Origin of the sequence: Streptomyces sp. NPDC093598, from assembly GCF_044764825.1 — a bacterium.
In the GTDB taxonomy this organism is placed as follows: domain Bacteria; phylum Actinomycetota; class Actinomycetes; order Streptomycetales; family Streptomycetaceae; genus Streptomyces.
This window is the reverse complement of the sequence record NZ_JBIWIV010000007.1, coordinates 124,265-135,074: the sequence shown is the minus strand read 5'-3', so window position 1 is coordinate 135,074 and position 10,810 is coordinate 124,265. Positions and strand designations below refer to the sequence as shown.

The 10,810-nt window shown below is 71.5% G+C and carries 13 protein-coding genes; 7 read left to right on the top strand and 6 right to left on the bottom strand.

Features of this window, described 5'->3' with window-relative positions:
• Positions 1-22 precede the first annotated feature (22 nt).
• Entirely contained in the window at positions 23-433 is a 411-nt protein-coding gene (locus tag ACIRDU_RS22180; protein WP_403581931.1) for a DUF742 domain-containing protein, read from the top strand.
• A gap of 79 nt (positions 434-512) precedes the next feature.
• Positions 513-1,118: a GTP-binding protein gene (locus ACIRDU_RS22175; RefSeq protein ID WP_403581930.1), complete on the top strand. Its 606-nt coding sequence runs from the start codon at positions 513-515 to the stop codon at positions 1,116-1,118.
• A 25-nt stretch (positions 1,119-1,143) separates the two neighbouring features.
• Here the strand turns inward: ACIRDU_RS22175 and ACIRDU_RS22170 are convergent, their stop codons facing one another.
• Positions 1,144-1,572 carry a PPOX class F420-dependent oxidoreductase gene (locus ACIRDU_RS22170; protein ID WP_403581928.1) on the bottom strand — a complete coding sequence of 143 codons (429 nt, stop codon included), beginning with the start codon at positions 1,570-1,572 and terminating at the stop codon, positions 1,144-1,146.
• A 104-nt stretch (positions 1,573-1,676) separates the two neighbouring features.
• Here ACIRDU_RS22170 and ACIRDU_RS22165 point away from each other — a divergent pair, with 104 nt between their 5' ends.
• The 4 genes from ACIRDU_RS22165 (at position 1,677) to ACIRDU_RS22150 (ending at position 4,403) form a co-directional block, all read left to right on the top strand.
• The gene (locus ACIRDU_RS22165; protein WP_031107031.1) at positions 1,677-2,090 is read left to right on the top strand and encodes a roadblock/LC7 domain-containing protein; all 414 of its coding nucleotides are present in this window, start codon (positions 1,677-1,679) and stop codon (positions 2,088-2,090) included.
• A gap of 126 nt (positions 2,091-2,216) precedes the next feature.
• Positions 2,217-3,173 carry a DUF6397 family protein gene (locus ACIRDU_RS22160; RefSeq protein ID WP_403581926.1) on the top strand — a complete coding sequence of 319 codons (957 nt, stop codon included), beginning with the start codon at positions 2,217-2,219 and terminating at the stop codon, positions 3,171-3,173.
• 62 nt (positions 3,174-3,235) lie between these two features.
• Positions 3,236-3,607, top strand: coding sequence for a VOC family protein (locus tag ACIRDU_RS22155; RefSeq protein ID WP_403581925.1), 372 nt, complete (start codon positions 3,236-3,238; stop codon positions 3,605-3,607).
• Positions 3,608-3,617: 10 nt separating this feature from the next.
• Entirely contained in the window at positions 3,618-4,403 is a 786-nt protein-coding gene (locus ACIRDU_RS22150) for an Fpg/Nei family DNA glycosylase (RefSeq protein WP_403581923.1), read from the top strand.
• 173 nt (positions 4,404-4,576) lie between these two features.
• Here ACIRDU_RS22150 and ACIRDU_RS22145 read toward each other — a convergent pair whose 3' ends face one another.
• The 3 genes from ACIRDU_RS22145 to ACIRDU_RS22135 all read right to left on the bottom strand — a co-directional run bounded on the left by ACIRDU_RS22145 (position 4,577) and on the right by ACIRDU_RS22135 (position 9,023).
• Entirely contained in the window at positions 4,577-5,473 is an 897-nt protein-coding gene (locus ACIRDU_RS22145; protein WP_403582218.1) for a DMT family transporter, read from the bottom strand.
• A gap of 126 nt (positions 5,474-5,599) precedes the next feature.
• On the bottom strand, positions 5,600-6,472 hold the full coding sequence (locus tag ACIRDU_RS22140; protein ID WP_403581921.1) for an acyl-CoA thioesterase: 873 nt from the start codon (positions 6,470-6,472) through the stop codon (positions 5,600-5,602).
• 37 nt (positions 6,473-6,509) lie between these two features.
• Positions 6,510-9,023 carry a DEAD/DEAH box helicase gene (locus tag ACIRDU_RS22135; RefSeq protein WP_403581920.1) on the bottom strand — a complete coding sequence of 838 codons (2,514 nt, stop codon included), beginning with the start codon at positions 9,021-9,023 and terminating at the stop codon, positions 6,510-6,512.
• 147 nt (positions 9,024-9,170) lie between these two features.
• On the opposite strand from ACIRDU_RS22135, the gene ACIRDU_RS22130 reads away from it, so the two are divergent.
• Positions 9,171-9,965 carry a metal-dependent hydrolase gene (locus ACIRDU_RS22130; protein ID WP_403581918.1) on the top strand — a complete coding sequence of 265 codons (795 nt, stop codon included), beginning with the start codon at positions 9,171-9,173 and terminating at the stop codon, positions 9,963-9,965.
• A gap of 20 nt (positions 9,966-9,985) precedes the next feature.
• On the opposite strand, the gene ACIRDU_RS22125 is transcribed toward ACIRDU_RS22130, so the two are convergent.
• Positions 9,986-10,231, bottom strand: a complete 246-nt coding sequence (locus tag ACIRDU_RS22125; RefSeq protein ID WP_403581916.1) for a type B 50S ribosomal protein L31 — start codon at positions 10,229-10,231, stop codon at positions 9,986-9,988.
• A 45-nt stretch (positions 10,232-10,276) separates the two neighbouring features.
• Entirely contained in the window at positions 10,277-10,747 is a 471-nt protein-coding gene (locus tag ACIRDU_RS22120) for a DUF5709 domain-containing protein (RefSeq protein WP_403581914.1), read from the bottom strand.
• Positions 10,748-10,810 lie beyond the last annotated feature (63 nt).

Sequence of the window (10,810 nt, the reverse complement as noted above, 5' to 3'; positions counted from 1 at the left end):
ACCGGGAGAACGGTCCAAGCAGATGACCGAGGACATGACGGGCACCCCGCTCGAACAAGGCAGCCAGTGGTACGACAACGAGGCCGGCCCACTCGTCCGCCCCTACGCCATGACGGGCGGACGCACCCGGCCCGGCCCCACCGGCGTCCGGTTCGACCTGATCGCCCTGGTCACCCTGGACCCGGGCGCACCCGGCGTCGAGGACGCCCCGCTCGGGCCGGAACACCGCAACCTCCTCGACCTGTGCCGCACGGAGACCCAGTCGGTCGCCGAACTCGCCGCCGGCGCCGACCTGCCCGTCGGCGTGGTCAGGGTCCTCCTCGGCGACCTGCTGGAACTCGGCTGCGTCACCGTCAGCCGTCCCGTACCCCCGGCGCAGCTGCCCGACGAACGCATCCTGCGCGAGGTGATCGAGGGACTGAGGGCGCTGTAGCCCCCGCGCGTCGATTGCACCCACTTCACCCACACCCCCACGCACGCACGACACCCGGCACTCCTGAGAGAAGTGATCAATGGTCTCCGAGCACTCCGACGCCCAGGGCGGCGAGACCGCCCCACTGGCGTTGAAGATTCTGGTCGCCGGCGGATTCGGCGTGGGCAAGACCACCCTGGTGGGCGCCGTCAGCGAGATCCGGCCACTGCGCACCGAGGAACTGCTCAGCGAAGCGGGACAGTCGGTGGACGACACCGGCGGCGTGGACCACAAGACCACGACGACCGTCGCCATGGACTTCGGACGCATCACCATCCGGTCCGGCCTCTCCCTGTACCTGTTCGGCACGCCGGGCCAGGACCGGTTCTGGTTCCTGTGGGACGAGTTGTCGCAAGGGGCGCTCGGTGCGGTGGTCCTCGCGGACACCCGCCGCCTGGAGGACTGCTTTCCCGCGGTCGACTTCTTCGAGCACCGGCGCATCCCGTTCGTCGTGGCCGTCAACTGCTTCGCGGGCGCCCGGCGGCACGGCGCCCCGGACGTCTCGCGCGCCCTCGACCTCGACCGGGGCACACCCGTGGTGCTGTGCGACGCCCGTGACCGCGACTCGGGAAAGGAGGTGCTGATCCGGCTCGTCGAGTACGCCGGGCGGATGCACACCGCCCGGCTGCTCGACTCGGTCGGCTGACCTGCGGCACAGGGGCGCCCCCTGGTCAGTTCGCGACGTCCCGCTCCGCCAGCACCCTGTCGACGGTGACCCGGATGAGGAGTTCACCGGGGACGCCGTTGCGCGCGCCGAACTCCTCGGCGCGTTCCTCGCCCATGTACCGGGCACCGATCCGGGTGGCCCAGTGCCGTATCTCGTCGAGGTCCTCCGAGACGCGGGCCCGGCCCCGCAGCACCACGAAGGAGTAGGGCGGCCGGTCGTCGTCCACGCACAGGGCGACCCGGCCGTCCCGGACGATATTGCGCCCCTTCACGCTGTCCTTGCCGGTGTTGAACACCACCTCGTCCCCGTCCAGCAGGAACCAGATCGGAGCCACGTGCGGGCCGCCGTCTGCCCGGACCGTGGAGAGCTTCGCGGTGCGGGTGCCGTGGGAAACGAACTCGCGCCATTGCGCGTCGGACATCTTCTCTGCCATGGCTCCCATCCTCCTTGCCCCGACAGCGGTCGTGGGGAAGGCTGGCGTGGAGATCCTCCGGCCAGGAGGAGAATCGCACGGGGAGAAAACGGGGAGAACGGACCATGGCGCAGAACCAGGGACTCGACTGGCTGCTGGACGACCTGACCGAGCGCGTCCACGAAGTGCGGCACGCACTGGTCCTGTCCAACGACGGCCTGGTGACCGGCGCGAGCACCGGACTGCGCCGCGAGGACGCGGAGCACCTCGCTGCCGTGTCGTCCGGGCTGCACAGCCTGGCCAAGGGCTCCGGACGGCACTTCGGCGCGGGCAGCGTACGCCAGACGATGATCGAGTTCGACGACGCGGTACTCTTCGTCACCGCCGCCGGAACGGGCAGCTGTCTGTGCGTCCTCAGCGGCGCGGAGGCCGACATCGGCCAGATCGCCTACGAGATGACACTGTTGGTCAACCGGGTGGGCGAGCACCTCGACGTGGATGCCCGCCAGCCGGAACCAAAACCGATCACAGACCTCTGACCTGCACGTTCATCATCCCCCGCGGAGTTATCCACAGGCCCGCCGCGAGATCCGCCGCAACGGCTACGGTGTGTGCACGGCGACCGCACAGGGCGTGAGCCGCCGACTCAACGGGGGAGACCGACCATGGCACGCACCGGCACGACACCCGACCGACTCACCTGCGCCCCGAGCCGGGCCGCCCGCGAACTGGACCTGAAGCGGCGCGAGTTCGACCTCGCGGTGAACCTGGGGCTCATTCGGACCGTCCCCGACGAAGGAGGCGGAGGCCGGCGCGTGCCCCGGGGCGAGATCGACCGGCTGCGCTCCGGGGACGGCTTTCCGGACGTCCTGCGCGAGCGCGTCGCGACCGTCGGCACCACAGAAGGCGCGCAGCTCATGAAGGTGACGCCCTCCAGGTTCACGAGCCTCGCGCGCTTCGGCCTGCTGGTCCCGGTGACGTTCTGCCTGAACCGGTACCGGACGGTCGTCTGGCTGTATCCGGCCGAGGAACTACGGCAGTTCGCGGCCGAGGAGGGCAACGCCGGGCTGCTGACCGCACGCCGCACGCCCGTTGAGATCCGGGAAGGCCTGAAGTCCAAGATGGACCGGCGGCCCCGCAACTGGCGGGGGCGTCACGTCGGATTCCTGACACGGCAGGCGGGCGACGACCCGTGGGCACGCGCGGCAGCCGTCGCCTGCCTCCTGGACCCTGCCGACGTGGCGGACGTCGTCCTGGATCCCCTCGAGCGAGCCCACCTGGACCGCTGCCGCCCCCGGCTCCCGGCGCACGGCGCCCCCGGTTCACCCGCCGCCGAGCTGGCCGAGACACTGATGACCGCGAGCGAACCGGACGAAGTGGCCTGGTTCCGTGCCGACCTGGCCCACTCGGTGGAGACGGCCCGAAGGCACCTCCCCGTGGCCGAGGCCCTTCCCGCCACACCGGCGTCAGGACCGCAGCCGCCGGCGGCACCCCCGGCTCCGGCGCCGGAGTGGCCCGCGCCCCCGAGCCCCGCCCCTCCCCACGGCCTGCTGAGCCGGCTTCTCCGCAGAGGCCGACGACCGACCTCGGCGACACCGAGTCACCGTCGGCGGGGCCGCTGACCGATGAGTTTGCGGATGCGCCCGGGTCCCATCTCTGAGAAGACTGTGTCCAGGAGGCGATCATGTTCGGTACGACGAAGGCGTTCAGCGGGTTCTCGGTCAACGACATCGACGCGGCCAGGGCGTTCTACGGTGACACGCTCGGGCTCCGGGTGTCGGAGGAGAACGGGATGCTGATCCTGCACATCGCGGGTGATCGGGACACCCTGGTCTACCCCAAGCCGGACCACACACCGGCGTCGTTCACCATCCTCAACTTCCCGGTCGACGACATCGAGGCCGCGGTCGACGAGCTGGGCAGGAGAGGCGTGCGCTTTGAGCGCTACGACCACCTCAAGACGGACGACAAGGGCATCTTCCGCGGTGGCGGCCCGCTGATCGCGTGGTTCACCGACCCGGCGGGGAACGTGCTGTCCGTCCTCCAGGAAACCTGACGCGCCGGTCATGCCCGAGCTCCCCGACGTGGAGGGCTTCCGGGAGGTGCTCGAGTCCTGCGCGAAGGGACGTGTCATCCGGCGCGTCGACGTGCGGGACGCGGGCGTCCTGCACGGCGTCGACGGCCGGCGGCTGCGGGACGCGCTGGAGGGGCGGCGGTTCGGCACACCGGAGCGGCGCGGCAAGTGGCTGCTCGCCCGCACCGGCGGCCCCGTCCTCGTGCTGCACTTCGGTATGACGGGACGGCTGGTCTGCGGGCACGCCGATGATCCCGTCGAGGCGTATGACCGGGTCCTGTTCACCCTGGGCGGCGGCCGCCAGCTGCGCTTCCGGGACCAGCGCAAACTCCAGGGGCTCTGGCTGGCCCACGACGAGTCCGACGTCGACCGGCTGCTGAAGCGGCAGGGACCCGATGCGCTGGCGGTGGACCGTGCGGGGTTCGAGGAGGCGCTCTCGTCGCGCCGCGGGCATCTCAAGACGGCCCTCACCGACCAGTCCGTCCTCGCCGGCCTCGGCAATCTGCTCGCCGACGAGATCCTGTGGCGGGCCCGGCTGCGCCCCGACCGCGGGGCGCGGGATCTCACCCAGGAGGACTACCGTCGCCTGTACGGCGAGATGCGCCGCACCCTGCGCTCGTCCGTCGCCGCCGGCTGCGTGCCGCCGCGTGACTCCTGGCTCACCGGCCACCGGGACGACCGGGACCCGAGATGCCCGCGGTGCGGCAGCGGCTTGCGCAGGTCCCGTATGGCCGGGCGGGGCACGGTGTGGTGCCCGCGGTGCCAGCCGGACGGGTGATCCGGGCGGGGCGGGTCCTTCGGCGGGGCAGCCGTCAGCCGTGATCGCCGGCGATCACCCCGGAGGCGTCCTCGGCCGCCAGGGCACGAGCCACCGCGCTTCCGATGCCCTCGGCCCCTCCGGTGACGATCGCCACCCGCTCGCTGAGGCGCCCCGTCGTGGACCTCCTCCGCTCAGGGTGCCGCCGCGGTCTCGCGCTCCTCGCCCGGGGCCACCAGCGACTGCGTGAACGGAATCCGGGCCAGCGCGAGCACCCCCGCGGCGATCAGCGCGACGCCGAACAGCTGGGGCAGCAGCCACCACCCGGAGCGGATGGTCTCCTCGTAGAGGGTGATACCGAGGGCGAGGCTCACGAGGGCGTCGCCGAGGGTGAGCGCGGGCTGGGAGGCGACCAGCGGGCCGGCCTGCATGGCGTTCTCCAGCAGGAACAGCGCGCACACGCCGGTGGCGGCGAAGGCGTAGGTCTGCCAGGCGGTGAGGAAACCCACGAGGCCCTGCTCATCGAGGATGTGGGTGGCGGCCTTCATCAGCGCCGCGGTCACCGCATAGCTGATCGCCGTCGCGGCACCCAGGCAGGCGGCCCGGGCCCGGCCCTCCGGGCGCCGGAGGGCCGCGAGAGCCAGTGCGACGACAGCCCCGGCGCACACGGCGAGTGCGGGAATCCAGCGGTCCAGCGCCACATGGGTGCGGTTGCCCGCGGGGGAGGCCGCGGCGAGCGCGACCGCCAGACCGGCCACCACCACCGTCACGGCCAGCCAGCCCCTACCGGGCAGATGCCGGTGCATCAGCAGGGAGGCGACGATGAGGGTGAGCGGCAGCTCCAGCACGAACAGCGGCTGCACGATCGTCAGCGGCCCGGTGGCCAGCGCCAGTGCCTGGCAGACGGCGGCGCCGATCACCGCGAGGATGCCGGCCAGCCACACGGGCCGGTGCAGCAGGTCGACGATCAGCCCGGCCCGCAACCCTTGGGACGCGGGCACGGTGAGCGCCGCCTTGCGTTGCAGCACAGTCGCGACGGCGTTGCTGAAGGCCGCGCAGATCGCGAACACGACGGGGAGCACGGTGTGCAGCGTGGCCACCTCCCGGATCGGCGGGCGGGTACGCCGGCAGTGCCTGCTCCTGCCATCGTCGCCGGATCCGGTCAGGGGCGCGATCGGAACCCCGCCGAGCGGGGCCCCGATCGGCGAAGAGCCAGGTCAGCCGAGCTTCCGGAAGAGCCCCTCCTGCACCACGGACACGACCAGCCGGCCCTCCCGGTCGTAGATCCGGCCCCGGGCCAGACCACGGCCGCCCACCGCGATCGGCGACTCCTGGTCGTAGAGGAGCCAGTCGTCCGCGCGGAACGGGCGGTGGAACCACATGGCGTGGTCCAGCGACGCCATGTCGAAGCCGCGCGGGCCCCACAGCGGCTCGACGGGGATGCGGACGGCGTCCAGGAGCGTCATGTCGCTGGCGTAGGTGAGGGCGCAGGTGTGCACGAGCGGGTCGTCGCCGAGCGGTCCGACCGCGCGCATCCACACCGCGCTGCGCGGCTCGGCGTCCTCGACCTCCGTGGCGGTCCAGCGCAGGCGGTCCACGTAGCGGATGTCGAAGGGCTGGCGGCGGGCCATCCGCTCCAGCTGCTCGGGCAGCGTGCCCAGGTGCTCCCGGATCTCGTCCGTGACCGTGGGCAGGGACTCCGGGTCCGGGACCTTGCGGGCCGGCGGCAGCTGGTGCTCGAAGCTGCCCTCCTCCGGCTTGTGGAAGGAGGCGGTGAGATTGAAGATCGTGCGGCCCTGCTGCACGGCCGTGACCCGGCGGGTGGTGAACGACCGCCCGTCGCGCACGTGCTCGACCTGGTAGACGATCGGCACGCCCGGCCGGCCCGGGCGCAGGAAGTACGCGTGCAGCGAGTGCACCGGGCGGTCGCCCTCCGTGGTGCGGCCCGCGGCGACCAGCGCCTGCCCCGCCACCTGACCGCCGAAGACCCGCTGCAGGGACTCCTGCGGGCTGCGGCCGCGGAAGATGTTGACCTCGATCTGCTCCAGGTCGAGCAGGTCGACGAGCCTCTCGGCCGGGTTCGTCGTCATCAGTGGGATTCTCCTGTGCTCGCTGCTGCCCGGCCCGTCACAGCTGGCCGACATCGGTGACGCGGACGACCGCGCGGCCCTCCGCGTCCGAGGCCGTGAGGTCGACCTCCGCGCTGATGCCCCAGTCGTGGTCGCCGTTCGGGTCGTGGAAGATCTGCCGGACCCGCCACAGGGCGTGCTCCGGCTCCTCCTCGATGAGCAGCAGCTTGGGGCCGCGGGCGTCGGGGCCGGTGCCGAGATCCTCGTACTCGTCCCAGTACTTGTCCATCGCCTCGCCCCACGCGTCGGCGTCCCAGCCCGACTCCCCGTCCATCTCGCCCAGCTCGCCGACCTGGTCGAGCGCGGCCAGTTCCACGCGGCGGAACATGGCGTTGCGGACCAGGACACGGAAGGCGCGCGCGTTGGCGGTGACCGGCTTGACCTCGTCGGCCTTCTCCTGGGCCTCCTCGGCGGTCATCTCCGCCGGGTTGGCCAGCTGCTCCCACTCGTCCAGCAGGCTGGAGTCGACCTGGCGCACCATCTCGCCCAGCCAGGCGATCAGGTCCTGGAGGTCCTCGGACTTGAGGTCGTCCGGGACGGTGTGGTCGAGGGCCTTGAAGGCGCTGGCGAGATAGCGCAGCACGATGCCCTCGGTGCGGGCCAGCTCGTAGTGGGACACCAACTCGGTGAAGGTCAACGCCCGTTCGTACATGTCACGGATGACGGACTTGGGCGACAGCGGGTGGTCGCCGACCCAGGGGTGGCTCTTGCGGTACGTGTCGTACGCGTGGAAGAGCAGCTCCTCCAGGGGCTTGGGGTACGTGATGTCCTGGAGGCGCTCCATGCGCTCCTCGTACTCCACGCCGTCGGCCTTCATCGCGGCGACGGCCTCGCCGCGCGCCTTGTTCTGCTGGGCGGCGAGGATCTGCCGCGGGTCGTCGAGCGTCGACTCCACGACGGACACCATGTCGAGCGCGTACGACGGCGACTCGGGGTCGAGCAGCTCGAACGCGGCGAGCGCGAACGTGGACAGCGGCTGGTTCAGCGCGAAGTCCTGCTGGAGGTCGACCGTGAGGCGGACGATGCGGCCCTCGGCGTCCGGCCGGTCGAGCTTCTCCACGATGCCGCCGTCCAGCAGCGAACGGTAGATCGCGATGGCGCGGCGGATGTGCCGCAACTGCTGCTTGCGTGGCTCGTGGTTGTCCTCCAGCAGCCGCCGCATCGCCTGGAAGGCGTTGCCGGGGCGGGCGATCACCGACAGCAGCATCGTGTGCGTCACCCGGAACCGGGACGTCAGCGGCTCCGGCTCGGACCCGATGAGCTTGTCGAAGGTCTGCTCCGACCAGGCGACGAAGCCCTCCGGAGCCTTCTTGCGGACGACCTTGCGGCGCTTCTTCGGGTCGTCACCCGCCTTGGCGAGGGCCTTCTCGTTCTCCACGACGTGCTCGGGCGCCTGCGCGACGACGAAGCCCTCCGTGTCGTACCCGGCCCGCCCGGCCCGGCCCGCGATCTGGTGGAACTCCCGGGCCCGCAGGGTGCGGACGCGGGTGCCGTCGTACTTGGTGAGGGCCGTGAACAACACCGTGCGGATGGGGACGTTGACTCCCACGCCGAGCGTGTCGGTGCCGCAGATGACCTTCAGCAGACCGGCCTGCGCGAGCTTCTCCACCAGGCGGCGGTACTTGGGCAGCATGCCGGCGTGGTGCACGCCGATGCCGTGCCGGACGTAACGGGAGAGGTTGCGGCCGAACTTGGTGGTGAAGCGGAAGTTGCCGATCAGCTCGGCGATCTGCTCCTTCTCCTCCTTCGAGCACATGTTGATGCTCATCAGCGCCTGCGCCCGTTCCACGGCCTGCGCCTGCGTGAAGTGCACGATGTAGACGGGTGCCTGCCGGGCCGACAGCAGGTCGGTGAGCGTCTCGGTGAGCGGGGTGTAGCGGTATTCGTAGGACAGCGGGACCGGCCGGGTCGCCGAGCGGACCACCGCGGTGGGGCGGTTCGTGCGGCGGGTGAGGTCCTTTTCGAAGAAGGAGACGTCGCCGAGCGTCGCCGACATCAGCACGAACTGCGCCTGCGGCAGTTCCAGGATCGGGATCTGCCAGGCCCAGCCGCGGTCGCCCTCCGCGTAGAAGTGGAACTCGTCCATCACGACCTGGCCGACGTCCGCGTCCTTGCCGTCGCGCAGCGCGATCGACGCCAGCACCTCGGCGGTGCAGCAGATCACCGGGGCGTCGGCGTTGACGGACGCGTCGCCGGTCAGCATGCCGACGTTCTCGGTGCCGAAGATCTTGCACAGTTCGAAGAACTTCTCCGACACCAGTGCCTTGATCGGGGCGGTGTAGAAGGTGACCTCGTCCCGGGCGAGGGCCGCGAAGTGCGCGCCCGCCGCGATCATGCTCTTGCCGGAGCCGGTGGGCGTCGACACGATCACGTTCGCGCCGGAGACCACCTCGATCAGCGCCTCCTCCTGGTGGGGGTAGAGCGTGAGACCCCGCTCGCCGGCCCACGACTCGAAGGCTTCGTACAAGGCGTCGGGGTCGGGGGTCCGCGGCAGCTGATCGATGAGGGTCACGCCCCCCATCTTGCCTGGCCCGATGCCCGATGCGGGAATCGGCTGCGGGCCCGAAGATCACGAACGCTACGCTGGGGCGCCGACGGGACGTCAGCACGCCCGGTCAACTGGACAGCGGCATACGACGAATGGGGCGGGCAAGCGGCCATGATGGGACCAGCACACTCACTGTCGGGAGCCGCCGCCTGGCTCGGCGTCGGTGCGGCCGCCGCGGCGGCCGGGCACCCGATGCCCTGGCCGGTCCTCCTCGTCGGCGCCCTGATCTGCGCCGGAGCCGCACTCGCCCCGGACCTCGACCACAAAGCGGCCACCATCTCCCGGTCCTTCGGACCGGTGTCGCGCTGGCTGTGCGAGATCGTCGACAAGCTGTCGTACGCCGTGTACAAGGCCACCAAGAAGCAGGGCGACCCCCGCCGCTCCGGCGGGCACCGCACCCTCACGCACACCTGGCTGTGGGCGGTGCTGATCGGTGCGGGCACCTCGGCCGTGGCGATCACCAGCGACCGCTGGGGCGTGCTCGCGATCCTCTTCGTGCACATGGTCCTGGCCATCGAGGGCCTGCTGTGGCGGGCGACGCGCGGCTCCAGCAGCGAGGTCCTGGTGTGGCTGCTGGCCGCGACCACCGCGTGGATCCTCGCGGGCGTGCTGGACAAGCCGGGCAACGGCGCGGACTGGCTGTTCACGGCCCCGGGCCAGGAGTACCTGTGGCTGGGGCTGCCGGTCGTGCTGGGTGCGATCGTGCACGACATCGGGGACGCGCTGACCGTCTCCGGCTGCCCGATCCTGTGGCCCATCCCCGTCGGCCGCAAGCGCTGGTACCCGATCGGACCGCCGAAGGTCATGCGCTTCCGGGCCGGCAGCTGGGTCGAGCTCAAGGTGCTGATGCCGGTGTTCATGCTGCTCGGCGGGGTGGGCTGCGCGGCGGCGCTCAACGTCATCTGAGCGCGGCACCGCCCCGTGCCTCAGCCGCCGCCGTAGCGCCGCTCGAACGCGGCCACCCGGCCCTCGGAGTCCACCGTGCGCGCCTTGCCCGTGTAGAAGGGGTGGCTCTCCGAGGAGATCTCCACGTCCACGACCGGGTAGGTCTCGCCGTCGTCCCACTCGATGGTCCGGTCGCTGGTCGCGGTGGACCGGGTGAGGAACGCGTAGCCGGCGGCGCGGTCGCGGAAGACGACGGGGTGGTAGTCGGGGTGCTGGTCCTGCTGCATGAATGCTCCTCGGACGGCTCGGGCCGGCTCGGGCCGGTTCCGCGATCAGCCGGACAGGGTGTCCTCGTCGACGATGTGCACGGCGGCCTCCTCGGCCGAAGCGGCGGCGCCGTCGATGCCCACGTCCATGGCGACCAGTGCCTCCTCCTCGTCCTCGTGGGCGCCCTCGTCGGGTGCCACGAGCCGGCCGGAACGTGCGGCGCCGACCTCGTTGTCCAGGAGTTCCCCGTCGGTGCCCTGCAAGTCCCCGAGGCCGTCACCGTCCGGGGCGACGGCATCCGGCAGCTCCTCGGCGAGCCGCTGGTCCAGCGTCTCGCCCCGCAGCCGCTCGGCCGCCGTCACGCCCAGGTGCTCGACGGCCCAGGGCCGCTCGGGAGGGGACCAGCCCCGGTCCAGGGGATCGTCGACGCCGTCGTACTCCAGGGTGTCCTCGGCGTCGAGCAGCCCCGTGTCCTCCCTCTGCTCATCCTGGTCCGGCTGGTAGACGTCGTCTCCCCAGCCGTCGGAGCTGTTCACGGGTACCTCCAGGGGATGGGAACGGGCCCGCTCTCACGGAGCCCGCGCCGGGCCGCCGTCGCA

Bases quoted from the DNA above. Each gene is read 5' to 3' on its own strand.
- ACIRDU_RS22180 (WP_403581931.1), top strand. From the start codon at position 23: ATGACCGAGGACATGACGGGCACCCCGCTCGAACAAGGCAGCCAGTGG.
- ACIRDU_RS22175 (WP_403581930.1), top strand. From the start codon at position 513: ATGGTCTCCGAGCACTCCGACGCCCAGGGCGGCGAGACCGCCCCACTG.
- ACIRDU_RS22170 (WP_403581928.1), bottom strand. From the start codon at position 1,572: ATGGCAGAGAAGATGTCCGACGCGCAATGGCGCGAGTTCGTTTCCCAC.
- ACIRDU_RS22165 (WP_031107031.1), top strand. From the start codon at position 1,677: ATGGCGCAGAACCAGGGACTCGACTGGCTGCTGGACGACCTGACCGAG.
- ACIRDU_RS22160 (WP_403581926.1), top strand. From the start codon at position 2,217: ATGGCACGCACCGGCACGACACCCGACCGACTCACCTGCGCCCCGAGC.
- ACIRDU_RS22155 (WP_403581925.1), top strand. From the start codon at position 3,236: ATGTTCGGTACGACGAAGGCGTTCAGCGGGTTCTCGGTCAACGACATC.
- ACIRDU_RS22150 (WP_403581923.1), top strand. From the start codon at position 3,618: ATGCCCGAGCTCCCCGACGTGGAGGGCTTCCGGGAGGTGCTCGAGTCC.
- ACIRDU_RS22140 (WP_403581921.1), bottom strand. From the start codon at position 6,472: ATGACGACGAACCCGGCCGAGAGGCTCGTCGACCTGCTCGACCTGGAG.
- ACIRDU_RS22130 (WP_403581918.1), top strand. From the start codon at position 9,171: ATGATGGGACCAGCACACTCACTGTCGGGAGCCGCCGCCTGGCTCGGC.
- ACIRDU_RS22125 (WP_403581916.1), bottom strand. From the start codon at position 10,231: ATGCAGCAGGACCAGCACCCCGACTACCACCCCGTCGTCTTCCGCGAC.